Raw genomic sequence first — 20,847 nt, 5'->3', positions numbered from 1 at the left:
GACCGTGTCGCTCCAGCTCAGCGTCGACCGCAGCAGTCCGGTCCCGCTGTACTTCCAGCTGTCCCAACAGCTGGAGGCCGCGATCGAGCACGGGACCCTGACCCCGGGCAGCCTTCTCGGCAACGAGATCGAGCTCGCGGGGCGGCTCGGGCTGTCCCGGCCCACGGTCCGCCAGGCCATCCAGTCCCTCGTCGACAAGGGCCTGCTGGTGCGCCGCCGCGGCGTCGGCACCCAGGTCGTGCACAGCCAGGTCAAGCGGCCCCTGGAGCTCAGCAGCCTGTACGACGACCTGGAGGCGGCCGGGCAGCGCCCCGCGACCCGGGTGCTCGTCAACACCGTCGTACCGGCGTCCGCCGAGGTCGCGGCCGCTCTGGGCGTGGCCGAGGGTAGTGACGTACACCGGGTGGAGCGGCTGCGGCTCGCCCACGGGGAGCCGATGGCGTACCTCTGCAACTACCTGCCCCCGGAGCTGTTGGAGCTGGACAGCGAGCAGATGGAGGCCACCGGTCTGTACCGGCTGATGCGGGCCGCGGGCATCACGCTGCACAGCGCCCGCCAGTCCATCGGCGCCCGCGCGGCCACCGCGGAGGAGGGGGAGCGGCTCGGTGAGCCCGAGGGGGCACCGCTGCTCACGATGCAGCGCACCACCTTCGACGACACCGGACGCGCGGTGGAGTTCGGCAGCCACATGTACCGTGCCGCGCGCTACTCCTTCGAATTCCAGCTCCTCGTACGGCCGTGAAGCGGTCGTGAAGGGGTGGTGAATCGACTTCGGCGAGGCCGAATTTGAATCGTAAGAATGTTCTAAAAAGTCCATTGACTGGTGTGCGGGCGCAAAGCTGGAACTCCCCTCAGCCGCAAAGGAGCGGCGGAAAAGAGGGCGTTCCGACCAGGCGTACAGCCCGAACGGCAGCGGCGGCAAGGCCGCGAGTACGCCCCGTCTGAAGACCGCGATGGTGACGCACTCGGGCGAGGGTGACACCTTCCGGGACATCGTGCAGAGCGGCGCCAAGCAGGCGGCGAGTGTGGGGGAACGCCCAAGACCAACGGCGACATCCTCGGCGGCGGCAAGACGGTCCTGACCAGCCCGGCCATCATCACCGAGAAGGACGCCTCGACCCTCGAGAAGTACACCGCGCGCGGGACCCGCTGATGGGGTGCACGATCCCAGTGTTCGATACTTGGGCGTTTGGGGCCGGCGAGATGTCGGCCCCCGGGGCCTGCGGAACGGCCCGCCGGGCCGCTTCGCGGGCCCCGGCGCACCAAAGAACACAGCAAGAAGGGCACGGCCTCGTGGCACGGACTCGGACCTGGGTAAGCATCGCGCTCGCAGGGGCGCTGGGGGTGTCCCTCGCGGGATGCAGCAGCACCGGCGGGAAGCGGGCCGAGGATGCCCGTAAGGCGGCCGCGGCCCAGGGCAGGGCCGCGGTGAACACGCCCAAGTGGACCTTCGCGATGATCACCCATTCGGGCGATGGCGACACGTTCTGGGACATCGTGCAGAACGGCGCCAAGCAGGCCGCGGTCAAGGACAACATCAACTTCCTGTACTCGCACAACGCCGAGGCGCAGCAGCAGGCGCAGCTCGTCGACGCCGCCGTGGACAAGCAGGTCGACGGCATCATCGTCACGCTGGCCAAGCCGGACGCGATGAAGGCCGCCGTCGCGCGCGCCGAGAAGGCCGGCATTCCCGTGATCACGGTGAACTCCGGCTCCGAGCAGTCCAAGGCGTTCGGCGCGCTCGCCCACATCGGGCAGGACGAGACGATCGCCGGCGAGGCGGTCGGCGAGGAACTGAACAAGCGGGGCCGCAAGAAGGCCCTGTGCATCCTGCATGAGCAGGGCAACGTCGGCCACGAGCAGCGCTGCGCGGGTGTGAAGAACACCTTCCACGGCACCGTGCAGAACCTCTACGTCCAGGGCACCAGCATGCCGGACGTGCAGTCGTCCATCGGCGCCAAGCTGCAGGCCGACAAGTCCATCGACACGGTCGTCACGCTCGGCGCCCCGTACGCGGACACCGCGGTGAAGGCGAAGGCCGACGCGGGCAGCAAGGCGGAGATCGACACCTTCGACCTGAACGCGAAGGTGGCCGCGGAGCTCAAGGACGGCACACTCGGCTTCGCGGTCGACCAGCAGCCCTACCTCCAGGGTTACGAGGCCGTGGACCTGCTGTGGCTCTACAGGTACAACGCCGATGTCCTCGGCGGCGGCAAGCCGGTCCTCACCGGCCCGCAGATCATCACCAAGGATCAGGCCGCCGCGCTCGAGGAGTACACCAAGCGGGGTACCCGATGAGCGCCACCGCGCCTGCACCCGCGCCGTCGCCCGACACCGAGGTCGACGAGCGCCTCCTGAAGACCTCGCCACTGCGCAGACTCATGGGCCGGCCCGAGCTCGGCTCCGTGGTCGGCGCGATCGCGGTCTTCCTCTTCTTCGCGATCTTCGCGGACAGCTTCGTACGGGCCGCGAGCCTCAGCACGGTGCTGTACGCCTCCTCGACGATCGGCATCATGGCCGTACCGGTCGCGCTGCTGATGATCGGCGGCGAGTTCGACCTCTCCGCGGGCGTCATGGTGACCAGCTCCGCGCTGATCTCCTCGATGTTCAGCTACCAGATGACCGCGAACGTCTGGGTCGGCGTCATCGTCTCGCTGGTCGTCACGCTGGCGATCGGCGTCTTCAACGGCGTCATGCTGACCCGTACGGACCCGCCGAGCTTCATCATCACGCTCGGCACCTTCCTGATGCTGACCGGCATGAACCTCGGCTTCACCAAGCTGATCAGCGGCACGGTGTCCACGAAGTCGATCTCCGACATGCAGGGCTTCTCCTCGGCCAGGGACGTCTTCGCCTCGACGTTCACCATCGGCGGCGTCGACTTCAAGATCACCATCCTGTGGTGGCTGGCCCTGGTCGTCGTCGCCACCTGGATCCTGCTGCGCACCCGCTTCGGCAACTGGATCTACGCCGTCGGCGGCGGCGAGGACGCGGCCCGCGCGGTCGGCGTCCCAGTCAACAAGACGAAGATCGGCCTCTACATGGGTGTCGCCTTCGGCGCCTGGATCTCCGGGCAGCACCTGCTGTTCTCGTTCGACGTCGTGCAGTCCGGCGAGGGCGTGGGCAACGAGCTGATCTACATCATCGCGGCCGTCATCGGCGGCTGTCTGATCACCGGCGGCTACGGCTCCGCGGTCGGCGCGGCGGTCGGCGCGCTGATCTTCGGCATGGTGAGCAAGGGCATCGTGTTCGCCGAGTGGAACCCGGACTGGTTCAAGTTCTTCCTGGGAGTGATGCTGCTCCTGGCGACCCTGCTCAACCACTGGGTCCGCAAGCGCGCGGAGGCGACGGCATGACGACGGACGGCGACGGCATGACGACGGACGCGGGAAAGACGACCGGCGCGGCCGCCACGGAACGCACGGCGCTCGTCGAACTCGACGACGTCAGCAAGTACTACGGCAACATCCGCGCCCTCGAAGGCGTCTCGCTGGTGGTGCACGCGGGGGAGATCTCGTGTGTGCTCGGCGACAACGGCGCGGGCAAGTCCACACTGATCAAGATCATCGCGGGTTTGCACCAGCACGACGCCGGCACCCTGAGCATCGAGGGCGAGGAGACCCGGCTCACCTCCCCGCGCGGGGCCCTGGACCGGGGCATCGCCACCGTCTACCAGGACCTCGCCGTGGTCCCGCTGATGCCGGTGTGGCGGAACTTCTTCCTCGGCTCCGAGCTGTCGAGGGGCACGGGCCCCTTCAAGCGCATGGACGTCGACCGCATGCGCCGGACCACTCACGCGGAGCTGCTGCGCATGGGCATCGACCTGCGTGACGTCGACCAGCCCATCGGCACCCTCTCCGGCGGTGAGCGCCAGTGCGTGGCGATCGCCCGCGCGGTCCACTTCGGCGCGAAGGTCCTCGTCCTCGACGAGCCCACCGCCGCGCTCGGCGTGAAGCAGTCCGGCGTGGTCCTCAAGTACGTGGCCGCCGCGCGGGACGCCGGTCTCGGCGTGGTCCTCATCACCCACAACCCGCACCACGCGTACCTGGTGGGCGACCGTTTCGTCCTCCTGAAGCGCGGCGCCATGTTCGGCAGCCACACCCGCGACGAGATCACCCTCGACGAGCTGACCCGCCAGATGGCGGGCGGCAGCGAGCTGGACGACCTCCGTCACGAGCTGGAGCGGAGCGCCTCTTAAGGGGCGCGGGGCTGTGAAATGTCCGACTCCGCTGCGTTGGCGCGACCAGCCACATACAGCCCACGGTTCACATACGGCCCAAGGCTCTTCGGGACGCTCCGGCGGAGCGTCCCGAAGAGCGCGGTGGGACTCCGCCATGCGCTCCCATGGCACGGTGAGGCAGAATCGGCCCGATGAGCACCTACCGCGACCTCGCACACCGCGGCTCCGCGCGGGCCACTGTCCTGCGGACCGTAGGGACGCGTGAACGCCGTTCCCACCTGACGGCGCCCCGCGTCCCCACCGTCGGTATCGACATCGGCGGCACGAAGGTGATGGCGGGCGTCGTCGACGCCGACGGCAACATCCTGGAGAAGCTCCGCGCCGAGACGCCGGACAAGTCCAAGAGCCCCAAGGTCGTCGAGGACACCATCGTGGAGCTGGTCCTGGACCTCTCCGACCGGCACGACGTGCACGCAGTCGGCATCGGTGCGGCCGGCTGGGTCGACGCCGAGCGCAACCGCGTCCTCTTCGCCCCCCACCTGTCCTGGCGCAACGAGCCGCTGCGCGACCGCCTCGCCGGACGGCTCGCCGTCCCGGTTCTGGTCGACAACGACGCCAACGCCGCCGCCTGGGCGGAGTGGCGGTTCGGCGCGGGGCGTGGCGAGGACAACCTCGTCATGATCACGCTCGGCACCGGCATCGGCGGCGCGCTGCTGGAGGACGGCCAGGTCAAGCGCGGCAAGTTCGGCGTCGCGGGCGAGTTCGGTCACATGCAGGTGGTCCCCGGCGGCCACCGCTGTCCGTGCGGCAACCGCGGCTGCTGGGAGCAGTACAGCTCCGGCAACGCGCTGGTCCGTGAGGCCCGCGAACTCGCCGCCGCGGACTCCCCGGTCGCGTACGGGATCATCGAGCACGTCAAGGGCAACATCGGCGACATCACCGGCCCGATGATCACCGAGCTCGCCCGCGAGGGCGACGCCATGTGCATCGAGCTGCTCCAGGACATCGGCCAGTGGCTCGGCGTCGGCATCGCCAACCTGGCGGCGGCCCTGGACCCCTCCTGCTTCGTCATCGGCGGCGGCGTCAGCGCGGCCGACGACCTCCTCATCGGGCCCGCGCGCGACGCCTTCCGCCGCCACCTGACCGGCCGCGGCTACCGCCCCGAGGCCCGTATCGCCCGCGCCCAGCTCGGCCCCGAGGCGGGGATGGTCGGCGCCGCCGACCTCGCCCGCCTCGTCGCCCGCCGCTTCCGCCGCGCCAAGCGCCGCCGTGTGGAGCGCTACGAGCGGTACGAGCGCTACTCCGAGTCCCGCCGTACGACCCAGGGGACGCTGTGACGGCCTCGCTGCCGCGCCAGGCCTCACCTCCGGACGAGCCCCAGCGCCCGCCGGAGGACCCGCGCCGCAAGTTCCGCCGCCGTGCCCTGACGCTGCTGATCATCGTGCTGCTCATCGGCGTCCCGGCGGGCTACCTGGTCATCTCCGCCAACCAGAGCCGCGACAGCGGCAAGCAGAAGGAGGAGAAGTACTCGGCGACCGGCCTCACCGTGGGCTGGCCCTCGCGCGTCCAGCGCCGCCTCTACCAGGTGCCGATCCCGCTGAACGCCGTCGCCGTCGCCTCCTACGAGACGAACAACTGGAAGACCAGCCGCTTCTACGTACAGTTCGCCACCAACGGCCCGGGCCTGGAGCAGTTCCTCGCGGAGATCGGCACCAGCCGGGACAAACTGCGCAAGAACGACATCGCCATCAGTACCCGCGACCAGAAGGTCGTCGGCTGGAAGTTCACGGGCCCCGGCTCGTGGTGGGGCCTCGTCCACGAACAGAAGGACCCGGCGCCCACCCAGGACATCGTCGTGAACTGGCCCCGGCCCGGGCGCGCCATGGTCTACGTCGTCTCCCGCACGGTCCCCTGAGCCGCCCCGGCCCCGCGCCGGCGCCACCGTCGGGACCGATTGTCAGAGCCCGCCCGTAGAGTCGAAGACAACTGATTCGGCCGAGGGGCGGGAGGTGACCGGACGTATGGGCGACGAGGCCGTGAGGACCGATACGGCCGTGCCGGTGCGGCTTGCCGCCGTCTTCCTGCCCGCACCCGTGCCCCGTCAGGGGCGCGTCGCCTTCTGGGACCCGGAGGGCGGGCCGCTGCCGTCCGGCGACGGCGCCGGGAGCGTGCCGCCCGCCGAGAGCACGACGTCCGCCGAGCCGACCGAGCTGACGGTGGTACGACCGCACGGCTCCGGAGCCCGCCGCGGCACCGTCCCCGCGCTGACCCTGCCGATCGCCGAGGCGCTCCCGCTGCTCGCCGGGGCCCGCCACGACCGCGCAGCGCATCCGGCCACGACCTGCTGGGGCGCGGCCGCGCTGCACGCGCTGCGGCTCGTCGCGCGGGGCCGGTTGCTGCCCGGGCTCACCCCCGAGGGCCACGACGCCTGGCGCGCGGGCCCACTGGACCCGGACGACATCGCCCACCTGCGGGCCGTGGCCGCCGCCCTCCCGTACGAAGGGCATGCCGTCCCGCTCCCCGGCAAGGGCCCCCTCCGGCTGCCCGACCCGGAAGCGCTGATGCGCTCCTTCCTGGACGCGGTCGCCGACACCCTGCCGCGCACCCCCGCCGCTCCCCACACCTCAGGGAAACCCTTCGCGGCCAGCGAGCCGCAGAGGCTGCCCGGAGCCCACGACTGGGCCGCCGAGGTCGCCGCGGGCATGGACGCGGGCGTACGGATCTCGCTCCGCCTGGACCTGTCGGCGTACCAGCTCTTCGACGACGGCGAGGACGCGCACCGCGCGGGCGCCGCCGTCGTCCAGGTGCACAGCCTCGCCGACCCCACCCTCGTCGTCGACGCCGCGGCCCTGTGGTCGGGCGACGCCGACACGGCCTTCGGCCCCCGCGCGCGCGTGGACGCGGCGCTCGCCGTGCGCCGCGCGGCCCGCGTCTGGCCGCCCCTGGACCGCCTGTCCGAACAGGATGCGCCCGACGTCCTCGCACTCTCCGAAGAGGAGCTCTCCGACCTGCTGGGCATCGCCGCGACCCGCCTCGGCGCGGCCGGAGTCGCCGTCCACTGGCCCCGCGACCTCGCCCACGACCTCAGCGCCGCCGCGGTGGTGCGCCCCGCGCCCGGCTCGGCCACGGACGGCACCGGATTCTTCGAGAGCGAGGAACTGCTCCAGTTCCGCTGGCAGTTGGCCCTCGGCGGTGACCCGCTCACCGAGGCCGAGATGGACGCCCTCGCCGAGGCCCACCGCCCGGTCGTCCGGCTGCGCGATCAGTGGGTCCTCGTCGACCCCGCGCTCGTCCGCAAGGCCCGCAAGCGGGAGCTGGGCCTGCTCGACCCGGTCGACGCCCTGTCCGTGGCGCTCACCGGCACCGCGGAGGTCGACGGCGAGACGGTCGAGGCGGTGCCGGTCGGCGCCCTCGCCACGCTGCGCGACCGCCTGACGGCCGGCATCACCCCCGTGGACCCGCCCCCGGGTCTCCAGGCCCGGCTGCGGGACTACCAGCTGCGGGGCCTCGCCTGGCTCGACCTCATGACCTCGCTCGGCCTCGGCGGCTGCCTCGCCGACGACATGGGCCTCGGCAAGACCATCACCGTCATCGCCCTGCATCTGCGCCGGGACCGCGGCGAACCCACCCTGGTCGTCTGCCCGGCATCGCTCATGGGTAACTGGCAGCGGGAGATCACCCGCTTCGCGCCCGGCGTCCCCGTCCGCCGCTTCCACGGCCCCGACCGCACCCTGGAGGACCTCGACGGCGGTTTCGTCCTCACCACCTACGGCACGATGCGCTCGGCCGCGCCCCGGCTCGCCCAGCAGACGTGGGGCATGGTCGTCGCGGACGAGGCCCAGCACGTCAAGAACCCCTACTCGGCGACGGCGAAGGCCCTACGGACGATCCCGTCACCCGCGCGCGTGGCCCTCACCGGCACCCCCGTGGAGAACAACCTCTCCGAGCTGTGGGCCCTGCTCGACTGGACGACCCCCGGCCTGCTCGGCCCCCTCAAGTCCTTCCGGGCCCGACACGCGCGCGCCGTGGAGAACGGCGAGGACGAGGAGGCGGTCGCCCGCCTCGCCCGGCTGATCCGCCCCTTCCTGCTCCGCCGCAAGAAGTCCGACCCCGGGATCGTCCCCGAGCTCCCGCCCAAGACGGAGACGGACCACCCGGTCCCCCTGACCCGCGAGCAGGCCTCCCTCTACGAGGCCGTGGTCCGCGAGTCGATGCTCGCCATCGAGACGACCGAGGGCATCGCCCGCCGCGGCCTGGTCCTGAAGCTCCTCACCTCCCTCAAGCAGATCTGCAACCACCCGGCGCTGTTCCTGAAGGAGGACGCCCGGGCGGCCGCCCACGGACCTTCCGCCCGCTCCGGCAAGCTCGCCCTGCTCGACGAGCTGCTGGACACACTGCTCGCCGAGGACGGCTCGGCGCTGGTCTTCACCCAGTACGTGGGGATGGCCCGACTGATCACCGCCCACCTGGCCGCGCGCGCCGTCCCGGTGGAGCTCCTGCACGGCGGCACCCCGGTCGCCGAACGCGAGCACATGGTGGACCGCTTCCAGAGCGGGGCCACCCCGATCCTGGTTCTGTCCCTCAAGGCCGCGGGCACCGGCCTGAACCTCACCCGGGCGGGCCACGTCGTCCACTTCGACCGCTGGTGGAACCCGGCCGTCGAGGAACAGGCCACCGACCGCGCCTACCGCATCGGGCAGACCCAGCCCGTCCAGGTCCACCGCCTCATCACCGAGGGCACGGTCGAGGACCGCATCGCCGAGATGCTCGAAGCGAAGCGGGCGCTCGCCGACGCCATCCTGGGCTCCGGAGAGGCGTCCCTGACCGAACTGACCGACCGCGAGCTGTCGGACCTGGTGTCACTGCGGAGGCCGTCGTGAGCGGTGCCGAGGAGGAGACGCGACCGGTGACCGGGGGCGTGGACGTGCCGGACGCCGAGCCGTCACGTCCGGCGGCCGGGCCGCGCCCCGCCGACGTGGCGCGTCGCGCGCTGCGAGCCGCGCGGGAGCGCGACACCCGGGCGGCGGCGGCAGGCGACGAGCAGGGTTCGCGGTCCGACGGCGTGACCTCCCCGGCGGCCCGACCGGGCGACGTGGCCAGGCAGGCCCTGCGCCGGGCCGCCACGCGGGGGAGCGATCCGCACCCGGGCCCGAGTTCGGGTGCGGTCACCGTCCCGGATCCGGAGACCGACTCAGGTGCCGAACCCGGCCCGGTACGGCCTCCCGCCCGAGCGGAGACGGCGGAGGCCCCGTCCGCCGACGTGCCCGCAACCGGCACGCGTCCTGGTGACATCGCCCGCGAGGCACTGCGCGCGGCGCGCACGGAGGCCAGACAGGCGCGGACGGCGGCGGAAATCAAGGGAGTCGAGAGCGCGCACCGGTCCGCCGACCGCGCGTCGGATGCTTCGCGAGCCCGGCGCGACCGACGGGACCACGACCGGGGAGGCCGGGTCCGGGACGTACGAGAGGTGCTCGCGGAGGCCTTCGACCTGCCCGGCTCCGAAACGCCGCGCGAGGCAACCGCCACCGGACGTCCGGCGCACGTCGACACCGAGCCCGATACCAAGACCGACACCGAGCCCGATACCAAGACCGACACCGAGCCCGACGCCAAGACCGACACCGAGCCCGACGCCAAGACCGACACCGACACCGGCACCGGCACCGAGCCCTACGCCGAGAAGGGGCACCGCAGGTCGACGCACCCGACGCACCCGACGCACCCCCGGCTCGGCGAGCCGAGCATGCTCCCGTCGGCCGCCGCCCTGCCACGCTCCATGGCCTCCCCGCGCCGTGACGGCGAGCTGCGCCGCACGTTCGAAGCGCTCCCCGCCCGCACCTCGCACGCGGACGCGCATACCTTCGCGGAGACCTGGTGGGGCAACGCCTGGGTGAGCGCCCTCGAAGAGGGAGCCCTGGACGCGGCGCGGCTGGCGCGCGGACGGGCGTACGCCGACCAGGGGCACGTCGACGCCATCACCGTCACACCGGGACTCGTGCTGGCCTATGTCCACGGGAGCCGCCCGCGGCCGTACCGCGTCCAGGTCCGGCTGCGGACGCTGGGCGACGGCGACTGGGACCGGTTCCTCGACGCGGCCGCCGAGCGCCCCGGGCACATCGCGGCGCTCCTCGACAAGGAGATGCCCAAGTCGCTCGCGGACTGCGGAGTCGACCTGCTCCCCGGCCCCGGCGACCTCGCACCCCAGTGCAGCTGCCCCGACTACGGCCACCCCTGCAAACACGCCGCCGCCCTCTGCTACCAGACGGCACGTCTGCTCGACGAGGACCCCTTCGTACTGCTTCTGCTGCGCGGCAGGGGCGAGCGCGACCTGCTGGACGCGCTGTCCCGCCGCAACGCCACCCGCGCGGCCCGCGCCGCCCAGGAACACCAGTCGGCGCCGCTGCCCGGTGTACGGGCCCGTGACGCCCTCGCGCGCCGGGCGCTGCCGCCCCTCCCGGCGCCGCTGCCCGGCCCCGCGCACCCCGAACAGCCGCCGACGTACCCGGGCGCGCCGGGCGGCCCCGACCCGTTCGCACTGGACCAGCTCGCCACGGACGCGGCCGCCCGCGCGCACGCGCTGCTCACCACGGGCCGCGACCCGGTCGCGGAGCTGACGCTCTGGCAGGACGCGGTACGGCTGGCCGCCGCCCGCCCAGGTTCCGGCCTCACCGGCGCGACCCGCGCCCTGTACTCCTCGCTGGCCTCCGCCGCCGGCCGCACCCCGGCCGACCTGGCACGCGCGGTCGCCGCCTGGCGGCAGGGCGGCCTCGAAGGGCTGACCGTCCTCGAAGAACCCTGGGACCCGCCCGCGGGCCGCTTCGACCGCGCCCGCCCCCTCCTCCTCGCCGCCGACCTCCCCGCCTTCCGCCCCTGGCGCAACCACCTCACCCACCCCCGCGGCCACGCCCAGCTCCGCCTGGGCCACGACGGCCTCTGGTACGCCTACGAATCGGAACCGGGCCACGAGGACTGGTGGCCCCGGGGCACCCCCGACCTCGACCCGGTCGGCGCCCTGACCGGCCTCGGCGCACCGGGCGAGCTCTGACCCGCCCGCCCGCGCCGACCGAGTCACACGGCACCCCGGTCAGTCACCACAGGCAGGCTGACCACGTTCGTGAACATGTGACGGGCCGGTGTGGGCGGAGTGGACACCCGGGGCCCATGTCCGCGCCCACAGCCGCGGTGTTGTAAAGACCGTCCAGGGGCGTATACGTCAGTCCGGTGCGGGCATGAAACCACAGGTCAGGGCCTCCTGGTCCCGGAAGGCATGCCCAGTTGGTGATGGCTGTGTGACAGGCGGGTGATACGGCGAGGCCCCGCCGAGGACCATCCTGGTGGGGCCGGTGCGGCTTCGTCGTGAGATCGGCTGCGCTGTCGGGCACGATGCGGTCGGCGCCTCATGCGGTCCGTGTCCCTGTGACGCTCTCGGGGTGCGCCTGCTTTGCGATTGCACTCGCCTACGCGTCCAAGACCGTGTCCTACATGGTCAGTTGATTGTTGGGCTGGGCACGGGGAGGGGCGTTGGGGATGGATCGTTCCGGACGGTCTGTGGGTGTTGGCGAGGCCGCCTGCTCGTCAGCGGTTGCGCCTGGCGGACCTTGCCACCGTGCTTCGGAGTATCGAAGTCGACCGTGCACCGCCGCTTCGCCATCCGGTCCCGCGCCGGGGTCTGGGGCCGGCTGCACCAGAAAGTTCTCCAGCTCCTGGACGAGGAGGACCTGGTCGACCTGTCCCGTGCGGTCCTCGACCCATCTCACGTCCGCTGGTGGCTCAGAGGCACCTCCGACCTGGATCCGGTGGGCGCGCTGACCGGACTCGGGGCGGCGGGCGACCTCCAGAGGTCCGCGCTTTCCTGTCGCCGGCCTCCGTCGGTGTCGCCGCCCGGCGGTTTTGGGGGTGTCAGGACCTGGCGAGAGTCAAGTCGTGACAGGCTTCCTCGATCCAGTCGAGGGGGACCCCGCTGGGCAGAGCGTCGTCACGCAAGTCGGTTGTCAGCGCGTCCCAGTTGTCATAGCCGTGGGCCTTCGCTATCGAGTCCCTGACCTTGGTCTGATGCGGGGGTGTCACCTCCGTGCGGCTCGTCTTGTGATCCTTCAGCCGGTGAACCGCATGCCACAGCATCACTTCCGTCTCGAACTGCCTGAAATGATGAATCTTGTCCATCAGGTTTGCGGACAGTGACGGAATGTCCAGGAAGAGGCCCGCGAGAGCCGGCTCGACCGAGGAATTCCGGGACAGCTTCGACTCGCTCCCGGTGGTCAGTCCTGCGAAATCGAGCTGTCCGGCCAGCAGGAACCGGATGTATTTCTGATACCGGCCGGTTCCGAATATGAACGGAGGGAGTGACAGATCGAGTTCTTCACGGCTGTGGCCGAGAAGCGGGTCGTGCGAGGAGTATCGCGGCCCTTGGCTGAATCGGCGGTCGGTTCCATCGGCAGGTGCCCCGTCGGGCAGGAGCGAAAGAAAGCGAACAGCCCTCAGTGCGTCCACCCTCTTGATGTCGACAGAGGCTGCGACTTCACCTATCACGCCACTCGGGTCGTCGATCCCGGCCTTCTTGAACAGAAGCCGCCAGACCCGGTCGGGATAGTACGATTCGGCGGCGACCCGGTGAAGCTCCACACCCTGGGACCGGGTGATCAGCTTGAGACCGTACAGCTTTCTGATCGCCGCGCGGATATTGACCAGGGCGACGCTCACCGCCGAGTGGTCGTCGTCGGGATCCGTCGCGACCACCACGGGGTCGTCCGAATCGAAGAGGCCGGACCGGTACATCCTGTAGACGGCTCCGACACCGTGGACGCCGACGGGCCAGCATTCCGCGGCCCGTATGGCCCCCATACTGGACGCCCCGACGATCTGAGCGCCGTCGCGAGCCACCTCGACGACCTCTCGCGGTGACACCGGGAGCACCTGCGAAAACGATCCGTCGATGATGAGGATCCGGGAGCTTCCGCTTTCTCTGGCCCGGTAGACGTCGCCGCGTTTCGCGGGGGGAAGGACGTGCGCCTGCGGCAGAAGGGCCCGTGCCTCGCCCGGCGGCAGGGATGGCCCGGTGAATATGGTGGTTCTCATGGCTCAGATCACCGATTCCAGCAGGCGGAGGGTAGGGGTGCGCGAACTCTCACCGTAGGGAGACGCGAGGCCCGGAACCAGGACACGAACCACCGGCACGCCGAGATCCTCGCGGGTAAGTTCTGTCACCAGGCACTTTTCGTGTCCTGCGTCCCGCAGCCGGCCGACGACCGTGTGTATGTTCTGCAGGATGCTGCCGCTGCCGTCCTTGGCCTGTGGGAACGCCAGGGAGCCGGGGTTCCGGTAAAGAGAGCCGAGCCGCTTCAGCTCGGCCGGCCTGCGCCGCGCGCGCCCGGTCTCGAACACCTCTCGCGCACCCGTGGCGAAGCTGGCGTGACCTTGGCACGCCTCGGTGAGAGCGCGAAGCAGCGCCCGTTCGGGCTGGAGGTCGGCCCCGTACCCGGGGAAGTAGGTCACCTTGCCCTCCTGCCCGAAGTAGCCGTCGTCGAAAAGGACGACCCGGATGACCGGAATATCGATCACGTTGGTCAGATCCTGTATCCGGACAACCAGACCCTGACCGGTCAGCGCGTCGATGAGCTCCTTCGCGGTTCCGGCTGGAACCGACTCCGGAGATATGACCCTCAAAGGTCGACGAGGAGAGAAAACCGGGTCGTGGTGAGCGGAGTAGAACGCTTCCTCCGACACCGCGTCGCGCTCGACAAGCTCACCGACCGCGTGGAGGACCGCCTCTGAATACGTATTTCCGGAGGCGAGTCCGTTGGTCTCGATCCGAGCCGTCATGCCTTCCGTGGAGGGATTGAGGACGAGGTCGGTCGGCACCAGATGATGGCCCCCCTGCGCCAGGTCGTACGCTCCCGTCCAGGAGAAAACGGCGTCGGGCCGGTACGTCGTGTCCTGCGGCAGGCTGAAGTCCTCCGGGTCGACCGCAGCGGCGGGAGCGAGTTCCTCGTAGGAACCCCTGACGATCCGGCGGGCCGGAATCTCCTCGGCCGAGACGCGCTCGATCGCCTCCATGACGGCGCTGAGCTTCGCCGCGATCGGCGTCGCCCCCTTTCCCGCGCTCACCATCAGGTCTTTGGCCAGAGGGGTCACGGCCGACCACACGGGGGAGCTGATGTAATCCAGGGGGGTGGTGTCGTACACGCGCGTGACGGGGACGCGGGGCAGTAGTGGTTTCAGGAAGTCCCACGTCTCCTCGAAACTTCTGGCGTGTCCGGCCTCCGAGCTTTCCGCATCAGGCTGAAAGCTGTCCGGGCGCAGGGCTGTCAGGCTGTTCGGTTCGACCATCATCGCGATGCCTTATCTGGAAGCGGGGATCGACGGGAACGCGGACCGCCGCGTCGCTGCGGTTCAGGAGCCGGCGGAGCGGGCCGACGAGGGGGCGACGGTCGCCGGTCCACACGGCCCTGCCGGCGCTCGTCACGGCACAGAGGACCGCGACGGCCCGGTCCGCGCCCCTGGGGCCTGCCTCAGGCGTCCCGCGTGACCACGAGGTCGTCGGCGAAACGCGCCCCGAAGTCCCCCTTCCACACCGCGGTCAGCCGAGGCAGCTCCTCCAACAGGCCGGTCGACGCGAGTTGCAGCATCATCTCCCTCATGACCTGCCGCGTGAGTCCGGCGGCCAGACACGCGTGCCGGCCCCGCCCGAAGGCGACATGGCGAGCCCCGGTCCTGTCCGCACGGAAGGTGCCCGGGTCGGCGAACCGCCTCGGGTCGCGGTTGGCCGCCACGAGTACGAGGACCACGCGCGACTCGGCCCGTACGGTGTGACCGTGCAGGGTCAGATCGGACAGCGCGCGCCTGGTGGCCAAGTGGAAGGGTGTGACCAGCCGCAGCGCCTCGTCCACGGCCCCGTCGACGTCTTCCTTCAGGTCGACGGCGGCGCTCTCCGGGCCGGTCAACGCCTCCAACAGGCGTGCGACAGCCGCCGCGGTGGGTTCCAGCGCGCCACTCACCAGCTGGGCGTATATCGCGGTCGCGTCCAGAAGATCCAACGTCCCGTCGGACAGAGCGCGGCTCAGCGCCGAGGCGAGGACCCCCCGGGGAGCCGCGCAGCGCTGCGCGACGAGCCCGGTCAGCTCGTCCAGGGCCTCTTCCGCGAGCCGCCCGATGCCGGGGTCGTACGTCTCGATCGGCCCTACGGCCAGGATCCGGGTGGCGCAGTCCGCGAGCTGTGCCAGGCCGTCCGGCTCCTCGTCCAGGAGATCGCTCAGGCCGGCTGCCAGAGCCGGCCTGACGACATCGGCGAACAGCCTGTCAGGCGTCACCGTGGGACTCGTCGCCGCGACGGAATCTGTCATCGCGGCGACCATCTGCCGAACGGCGGCGGGCGTGAACAGCGGCAGGAGCAGACGCCGCATACCGGTGTGCCGCGGCGGATCGGAGAACACGGGCCAGCGGTCGATGAACTCCGTCACCCGCCAGTAGGTGTTCTCCTGCTCTTCCGTCAGCGAGGGCGGGCAGTAGGTTTCCACCTGGGCGCCGAGCCGGGGATCAGGCAGAAGGTCGTACACGTCGTCGTATCGCGTCACGTACCACGTGTTCGTGTTCTCGTCCCAGTGCACACCGTGCGACTCACGCAGTTCGTCGAACCACTTGACCGGTTCCGCTTCCCGGTCCGTCGGGATCTGCGGCACCGTGGTCTCCGCCGTTACGTTGTCCATCACAAACCAACCCGTTCAATTCACGCGCTTCATAAGCCTGACGGAGTACCGGGGGAGGGGCTACAGGAGCGATCGGTCGGCGAGCAGATAGCTCGTCAGCTCCTGACGCGCTTCGGCCGACTCCGGCACGGCCGCATACGTTGTGGTGATCTGCCGCCGCTTGTCGGCACCGCCGAACGACGCATGGTAGGAGTGCGGATCGAAGGCGATGAGGTCACCGGGGGAGGAGTCGACGGTGAAGGCCGGCACCTCCTCGGGCCGCATCCCGAGGCGACGCATCGGGTTCTCCATCTCCGCGGCGAACGAGTCCCAGCTCCCGCCTCTGCGGTGGGTGCCGGGAATGAACCGCAGCGCTCCGGTGTCGCCGTCGAGCGGCTCCAGATACTGGACGATCTTGAGGAGCCGCAGAGCGCGGTGGTTCCCGTCCCGGTGCCAGTAGGTGGCACCGTCGTAGCGGACTCCGTCGCCGCCGACGTAGACGACATCCGTGCCCAGCAGCCGACGTGCCACCTGAGGACACCGGTCGTCGGCCAGGAGCACCTTCTGGAGCACCTCGCTGCGCTCGGCGATCCGGGCGACGCCCGCACGCCCCTGTCGGCCGACCTGCGGGAAGTTCTCGAAGACGTCTTCGAAGGCGTCGGCGACGGCCGGCACGACGTCGTTCTGCACACCGCGCAGGTGGAGGAACCCGAACGTCCTGAAGCGGGTGACCTCGGCGTCGGTCACCGACAAAGAGGTGAGTCTCATCCGATTGACACCGATCCGGAGACGTAGCGGTTGAGGAAGTAGCGACGCGTGTCGCGCTGCTCGGTCTCGGTCACTGGGTCACCGACACAGTTGAACGCCAGCTGCCGTCGTATGTCGCCGTGCCATGCCGAGTGCAGGACGTTCGTGTCGAAGACGATGACGTCGCCGGGCTCGGACTCGACGACCACCGCCGGAACGTCGCCACCGGTGAGACCGAGGTCCTCCCCGTGCCTGATGACGTGCTGGGTCGGTTCCCCGAGCCAGCCGTTGTCGGCTCGATGTGAACCGGGAAGGAAACGCAGGGCACCCGTGTCGTGCGCGGTGGCGTCCAGGTACAGAACGAAACGCAGGAACGGCGTGGTGTAGAAACCGTCCGAGTGCCAGTACGAGTCGCCGACGAGCGCGTTGGCATCGCTGGTGATGACCTGGTGGTTGCGTTCGAAGAACGCCCCGCAGATCGCGCCCACCCACGCCGATCCGGAGATCAGCCCCAGCTCGGGCATCTCGTTGAGGGCGTCGAACCTGGTGACTCTCTCGTTCGGCGTACCGTCCGCCGGCAGATCGATCAGCCGGCCGAAAGCACGCTGCAGTTCCTCCACGGTGTCCGCGGCGGCCCCCCGGAGGCGGGCGAATCCGAACACCCGCAGCTGCTGCGCGACCTCCGCCTCATCGAGTGACATGGGACCGCCCGGGTGCGGAGTGCCGAGCAGCGGACGTGAGCCAGGCCGGCCCCGCCTCGTAGTCATCCAGCTGCTCCTTGGTCCGAGGGCCGATGACCACGGCTTCGGGGCGGTAGATCTCGTGGATCTCGGAGATCCTGGCGGCGATCTCCTCCGCCCTGCGCTCGGGCGGTACCGCCCGCAGCCGAGAGCCGCCCGAGAAGAGACTGCGGACCACGAGACGGTAGTCGGCGAGGAGGCGCGTCACGTTCGTGTCCTGCGGATCCAGCTGGTCCGCCTCGCACATGACCACGCTGCCGGCGGGCAGCCTGCCGGCGATCTGCGGCAGACTCACGTCCGGCAGCAGCACACTGACGCCCACCAGATCCGCCTGCCCCGTCCGTGAGCAGTGCCTGGCGAACCCGGCGAAGTCGATGTCCGACACCCGCCTCGGCTCCGGATTGTGCACGAAGGCGACCTCGACGTGGTCCCGCCCGAGCCGCTTCAGGCTTCCCTGCAGCGACTTGGCCATTCCTTCGAGGCTGTAGTCCAGGGTGGGCAGGGGAGTGGTGGTGTCGATCCCGACCTTGGTCCAGACCGACGCGTCGCCGGGAAGGTGCGCGCCGAGGTCCTCCTCCGCTCTCCCGCGGGCATACACGGGCGAGGTGTCGAACGTGGTGAAGCCCTGGGCGATCGCACCCTCGACGAACTCCCGGCCCTCGTCCGCGTCGCGGCCCAGCACCATCAGGCCGTTGAAGGACCCCGAGCAGCGCATGGTGCCGATCACCACGGACGGCTGATCCTGCATCGTGTTCATGGACAACTCACCCTTCGTGGGATTCCGTACGGCAGATCGCCATGCAGGCCAGACCGGTGGTCGGTGGTTCGCAGAACGACTGCTCGAGCGCCTCGCCGATCTCCTGCCGCGTCGCGAAGACCGACACCTGCTGAGAGCTGTCGTAGGGGCAGCGGCGCAGGAAGCCGTCCGCGGACAGGTACAGCCGCGCGGACTGGCAGGATCGGACGACCGGGCCGCGCAGCCACTCGTGGTAGTCCGACACCACTGTCCTCAGCTGCTCCGACATGCCGAAGAAGGTGTCGATCAACGCCAGGTCGCGCTTGAGGTGGGGATTCTCGAAACGGAACGTCGGCGACGGCAGCAGCGGGCTGACCTCCACCGGGACATCGGCCGTCTCGACCACCGAGACGATGGCCTTCAGGTCGTCTTCGTCCAGCTCGTATGCGGTGACATGCAGGCTCGCCCGATGGTGTCCCAACGCCTCGAAGACCTTCGGCGTCGAGGAGATCGTGCGGCCGGTGCGGCCGATTTCGTCCGCTCTACGGCTGTCGGCGGAGACGGTGACGTGACTGAGCATGCCGGCGACACCGGCGAGGGCATCGAGTCGCGGGCCGGTCCTGGCGGCGGTGACCACCGAGGTGCGGAAGCCGAACTGAAGCGCGACGCGCACGAGTTGACGGAACTCCGGGTGGTCGGTCGGCTCGCCGCCGGACAAGCACAGCTCGTCAACGCCGAGTTCGTGGAGCCGCGACAGTGCCCGGGCGTACGTGTTGAGGCTCAGGACGTCGCGTCCGACATCGGCCCGGAAGCAGAACCGGCAGTTCACTTCGCAGTTGTCGGCGGTCGACACGAGCACTCCGCGGAGTGCTCCGAGGCTGTCGGTCACTGCAACCCCGTCTGGTCGGTCAGGGCGAGTTCGAGACCCACCTGGAAGAAGTCGCACATCTGCGGATCGGGCTCGGGGTTGTTCCGGAGCGAGACGTCGTTGCGGGACGGACCACCGCAGACGGCGGCGGCGGGGCACTCTCCGCACTGCTTCGCCGGCAGGAGGTTCTTGGCGGCTCCCGCCAGCAGCTCAGGCTGCTCCCGAAGCTGACTGATCGGGAAGACGAACGAGTCGTCGCGCCAGTTCAGGTCGAGGATGGAGATGCGCCCGCGGGACAGCAGAGCCGCGTTCAGGCCGCCGTCCTGCTGGATGTGCTCGTACATCTTCGGCAGGCGGGTGTCCAGGGCCTGATAGATGCGGTCGAGCGAGGAGAACAGCATGGCACCGCGGGACAGCGCCAGAAGCCGCGAACGGAACACCGCGCGGCACAGCGCCTCGCCGTCGACGTGCCAGCGGCCGGAGATCGGAATGGGGGTGTTGACGTAGATGAAGTTGATGCCGAGGGACAGCACGTACTCGACGGTGTCCGGCAGGTTGCTCACATTGATCGGCGTGGGGGTGAGGTTGCAGCCCACGTGCACCCCGGCATCGATCAGCCGCTGGATGTTCCGGTGGATCCGCTGGTCCGCAGGCTTGCCCGACAGCAGGAACCGCTCGACCTTGTTGTCGTCCGGAGCCCCGTCGAAGGAGACGCCCACGCCGTACTTGAACTTCTTGAAGTGCTCGATCATGGGGTCCTTGATCAGGACACCGTTGGTGACGACGGTGAACTGCACACGCCCCACGCCGTGCTTCTCGGCGAGTTCGAGAGCGTACTCGTCTCCGTACTGCATGAGGTCGAACCGGGTGGTCGGCTCACCGCCGAACCACTGAATGGTGACCTCCTCCTGGCCGGCGTTCTGCTCGAAGAGGTACTCGAGCCCTTCGCGGAGGTCGGGGATGGTGATGTCGTCGGCGCCCGTGTTGGTGTCCACGAAGCAGTACGTGCAGGTCATGTTGCAGCGGTCGGTCACCACGATGCGGTATCCGCTGATCCGCGGCGGCTTTCCGGTCATCCCCAGCCCGTTGAGCCGGTCGAAGATGAGATCACGCTGAGGTGCGGCCGGCGGCTCGGAAGTGAAGCCCAGCTGTTTCATCTCCGCCAGGATCTGGGGCTCGTCGTCGCGGATCCGCTTCATCTCATCGGCGGTGAGACTCGCGCTCCCCAGGGAGACGGGATCAAAAACAATACCCTCCGCCCCCTGAGCGACAAGCAAATACTTGTTCCAGAGTCGATCGGCATCGTTCGTCACGGTGAACTCCTAAAGAAACGGAACCAGCCATGCGTCGGAACGAACCGCACAGCGAGAAGCCCGCTGCGGTGCCACCGTCGCTTGCCGATGACACCGCAGCAGGATGGATCGATCAGTCTTCTTGCGCGATGTTCGCGTCCTTCAGGACACCCTGAACGATCTCGGTGTAGTGCTTCTTGAGATGCTCGGTGTTCTCGGACGTCGCACCGTCGGCGAGGACGATGATGCCGGGCAGCGACGGGTTGGGCGCCATGAGAACGATGCCGGGCGGGTCAAGGCTGATCGCCATGACGGCGTCCTCGACCGGCACCCACTCGATCCGCTCCTTGACGGCGTCCATCACGCTGACCTGCTTGGTCTTGAAGTCTTCGCGCTCGCCGAACCACACGCCCGACTTACCGCGCGACCCCACGGCGTCGGCGTAGATGAGGTGGTTGTCCTTCTGTTCGCGAGGTTTGGGCATTCAAACGCCTCCTAAGAAAGGGCCGAATTCGGTCCGCGCTGCCCCGGAGCTGAATTACTGATTGCTCCACGGCTTTTTGTGCGCATATTGAGACCGCTGGCGCTCACTCTCGCACGCCG

At 69.8% G+C, this 20,847-nt stretch carries 17 protein-coding genes and 2 pseudogenes; 10 read left to right on the top strand and 9 right to left on the bottom strand.

The features are described 5' to 3' along the window. Positions 1 to 4 precede the first annotated feature (4 nt). The 10 genes and pseudogenes from ACFVWD_RS08895 to ACFVWD_RS08850 all read left to right on the top strand — a co-directional run. On the top strand, positions 5 to 742 hold the full coding sequence (locus ACFVWD_RS08895; RefSeq protein WP_351429909.1) for a GntR family transcriptional regulator: 738 nt from the start codon (positions 5 to 7) through the stop codon (positions 740 to 742). A 169-nt stretch (positions 743 to 911) separates the two neighbouring features. Beyond that, a pseudogene (locus ACFVWD_RS08890) lies at positions 912 to 1,022 on the top strand (sugar ABC transporter substrate-binding protein); the annotation flags it as partial. Positions 1,023 to 1,293: 271 nt separating this feature from the next. After that, complete coding sequence (locus tag ACFVWD_RS08885; protein ID WP_389594616.1) at positions 1,294 to 2,298, top strand: sugar ABC transporter substrate-binding protein; 1,005 nt, start codon at positions 1,294 to 1,296, stop codon at positions 2,296 to 2,298. Further along, positions 2,295 to 3,356 (top strand): ABC transporter permease, encoded by a 1,062-nt coding sequence (locus ACFVWD_RS08880; protein ID WP_389594615.1) that lies wholly within the window; start codon positions 2,295 to 2,297, stop codon positions 3,354 to 3,356. The genes ACFVWD_RS08885 and ACFVWD_RS08880 overlap by 4 nt, the downstream gene beginning before the upstream one ends. Positions 3,357 to 3,373: 17 nt before the next feature. Further along, positions 3,374 to 4,198 carry an ATP-binding cassette domain-containing protein gene (locus tag ACFVWD_RS08875; RefSeq protein ID WP_389594696.1) on the top strand — a complete coding sequence of 275 codons (825 nt, stop codon included), beginning with the start codon at positions 3,374 to 3,376 and terminating at the stop codon, positions 4,196 to 4,198. A gap of 173 nt (positions 4,199 to 4,371) precedes the next feature. Then, positions 4,372 to 5,517 (top strand): ROK family glucokinase, encoded by a 1,146-nt coding sequence (locus tag ACFVWD_RS08870; protein ID WP_075032911.1) that lies wholly within the window; start codon positions 4,372 to 4,374, stop codon positions 5,515 to 5,517. Continuing rightward, positions 5,514 to 6,095: a sugar kinase gene (locus tag ACFVWD_RS08865; protein WP_389594614.1), complete on the top strand. Its 582-nt coding sequence runs from the start codon at positions 5,514 to 5,516 to the stop codon at positions 6,093 to 6,095. Before ACFVWD_RS08870 ends, ACFVWD_RS08865 begins: the two co-directional genes overlap by 4 nt. 106 nt (positions 6,096 to 6,201) lie before the next feature. Beyond that, positions 6,202 to 9,060, top strand: coding sequence for an SNF2-related protein (locus ACFVWD_RS08860; protein WP_389594695.1), 2,859 nt, complete (start codon positions 6,202 to 6,204; stop codon positions 9,058 to 9,060). A 44-nt stretch (positions 9,061 to 9,104) separates the two neighbouring features. Beyond that, positions 9,105 to 11,225, top strand: a complete 2,121-nt coding sequence (locus ACFVWD_RS08855) for an SWIM zinc finger family protein (protein ID WP_389594694.1) — start codon at positions 9,105 to 9,107, stop codon at positions 11,223 to 11,225. 486 nt (positions 11,226 to 11,711) lie between these two features. Then, positions 11,712 to 11,943: pseudogene (locus ACFVWD_RS08850) on the top strand (transposase); the annotation flags it as partial. A 136-nt stretch (positions 11,944 to 12,079) separates the two neighbouring features. Here ACFVWD_RS08850 and ACFVWD_RS08845 read toward each other — a convergent pair. From ACFVWD_RS08845 to ACFVWD_RS08805, 9 genes are all read right to left on the bottom strand, one after another. Further along, on the bottom strand, positions 12,080 to 13,255 hold the full coding sequence (locus ACFVWD_RS08845) for a TfuA-like protein (protein WP_389594613.1): 1,176 nt from the start codon (positions 13,253 to 13,255) through the stop codon (positions 12,080 to 12,082). 3 nt (positions 13,256 to 13,258) lie between these two features. Continuing rightward, complete coding sequence (locus ACFVWD_RS08840) at positions 13,259 to 14,509, bottom strand: YcaO-like family protein (RefSeq protein WP_389594612.1); 1,251 nt, start codon at positions 14,507 to 14,509, stop codon at positions 13,259 to 13,261. 179 nt (positions 14,510 to 14,688) lie between these two features. Beyond that, positions 14,689 to 15,882 carry a cytochrome P450 gene (locus ACFVWD_RS08835; RefSeq protein ID WP_389594611.1) on the bottom strand — a complete coding sequence of 398 codons (1,194 nt, stop codon included), beginning with the start codon at positions 15,880 to 15,882 and terminating at the stop codon, positions 14,689 to 14,691. 60 nt (positions 15,883 to 15,942) lie between these two features. Then, on the bottom strand, positions 15,943 to 16,629 hold the full coding sequence (locus tag ACFVWD_RS08830) for a phytanoyl-CoA dioxygenase family protein (RefSeq protein WP_079174205.1): 687 nt from the start codon (positions 16,627 to 16,629) through the stop codon (positions 15,943 to 15,945). Continuing rightward, complete coding sequence (locus ACFVWD_RS08825; protein ID WP_075029620.1) at positions 16,626 to 17,309, bottom strand: phytanoyl-CoA dioxygenase family protein; 684 nt, start codon at positions 17,307 to 17,309, stop codon at positions 16,626 to 16,628. The genes ACFVWD_RS08830 and ACFVWD_RS08825 overlap by 4 nt, the downstream gene beginning before the upstream one ends. Beyond that, positions 17,296 to 18,105 carry an aldo/keto reductase family protein gene (locus ACFVWD_RS08820; RefSeq protein WP_389594610.1) on the bottom strand — a complete coding sequence of 270 codons (810 nt, stop codon included), beginning with the start codon at positions 18,103 to 18,105 and terminating at the stop codon, positions 17,296 to 17,298. Before ACFVWD_RS08820 ends, ACFVWD_RS08825 begins: the two co-directional genes overlap by 14 nt. 7 nt (positions 18,106 to 18,112) lie before the next feature. After that, a complete protein-coding gene (locus ACFVWD_RS08815; RefSeq protein WP_389594609.1) occupies positions 18,113 to 18,973 on the bottom strand; it encodes a radical SAM protein in 861 nt (286 codons plus the stop codon). Next, entirely contained in the window at positions 18,970 to 20,151 is a 1,182-nt protein-coding gene (locus tag ACFVWD_RS08810) for a radical SAM protein (protein ID WP_266640849.1), read from the bottom strand. The genes ACFVWD_RS08815 and ACFVWD_RS08810 overlap by 4 nt, the downstream gene beginning before the upstream one ends. Positions 20,152 to 20,377: 226 nt before the next feature. Continuing rightward, positions 20,378 to 20,728 carry a hypothetical protein gene (locus ACFVWD_RS08805; protein ID WP_351428660.1) on the bottom strand — a complete coding sequence of 117 codons (351 nt, stop codon included), beginning with the start codon at positions 20,726 to 20,728 and terminating at the stop codon, positions 20,378 to 20,380. Positions 20,729 to 20,847: the final 119 nt, after the last annotated feature.

Source organism: Streptomyces sp. NPDC058086, from assembly GCF_042885015.1.
GTDB lineage: Bacteria > Actinomycetota > Actinomycetes > Streptomycetales > Streptomycetaceae > Streptomyces.
Note: the sequence above shows the minus strand (reverse complement) of the source record. Positions and strands in the feature narration are given on the sequence as shown.

What these genes read in the sequence shown, in the direction of transcription:
- ACFVWD_RS08805 (WP_351428660.1), bottom strand. Translation starts at nt 20,728, where the DNA reads ATGCCCAAACCTCGCGAACAGAAGGACAACCACCTCATCTACGCCGAC.
- ACFVWD_RS08820 (WP_389594610.1), bottom strand. Translation starts at nt 18,105, where the DNA reads ATGAACACGATGCAGGATCAGCCGTCCGTGGTGATCGGCACCATGCGC.
- ACFVWD_RS08810 (WP_266640849.1), bottom strand. Translation starts at nt 20,151, where the DNA reads ATGAAGCGGATCCGCGACGACGAGCCCCAGATCCTGGCGGAGATGAAA.
- ACFVWD_RS08870 (WP_075032911.1), top strand. Translation starts at nt 4,372, where the DNA reads ATGAGCACCTACCGCGACCTCGCACACCGCGGCTCCGCGCGGGCCACT.
- ACFVWD_RS08830 (WP_079174205.1), bottom strand. Translation starts at nt 16,629, where the DNA reads ATGAGACTCACCTCTTTGTCGGTGACCGACGCCGAGGTCACCCGCTTC.
- ACFVWD_RS08845 (WP_389594613.1), bottom strand. Translation starts at nt 13,255, where the DNA reads ATGAGAACCACCATATTCACCGGGCCATCCCTGCCGCCGGGCGAGGCA.
- ACFVWD_RS08840 (WP_389594612.1), bottom strand. Translation starts at nt 14,509, where the DNA reads ATGATGGTCGAACCGAACAGCCTGACAGCCCTGCGCCCGGACAGCTTT.
- ACFVWD_RS08835 (WP_389594611.1), bottom strand. Translation starts at nt 15,882, where the DNA reads ATGGACAACGTAACGGCGGAGACCACGGTGCCGCAGATCCCGACGGAC.
- ACFVWD_RS08825 (WP_075029620.1), bottom strand. Translation starts at nt 17,309, where the DNA reads ATGTCACTCGATGAGGCGGAGGTCGCGCAGCAGCTGCGGGTGTTCGGA.
- ACFVWD_RS08860 (WP_389594695.1), top strand. Translation starts at nt 6,202, where the DNA reads ATGGGCGACGAGGCCGTGAGGACCGATACGGCCGTGCCGGTGCGGCTT.
- ACFVWD_RS08880 (WP_389594615.1), top strand. Translation starts at nt 2,295, where the DNA reads ATGAGCGCCACCGCGCCTGCACCCGCGCCGTCGCCCGACACCGAGGTC.
- ACFVWD_RS08875 (WP_389594696.1), top strand. Translation starts at nt 3,374, where the DNA reads ATGACGACGGACGCGGGAAAGACGACCGGCGCGGCCGCCACGGAACGC.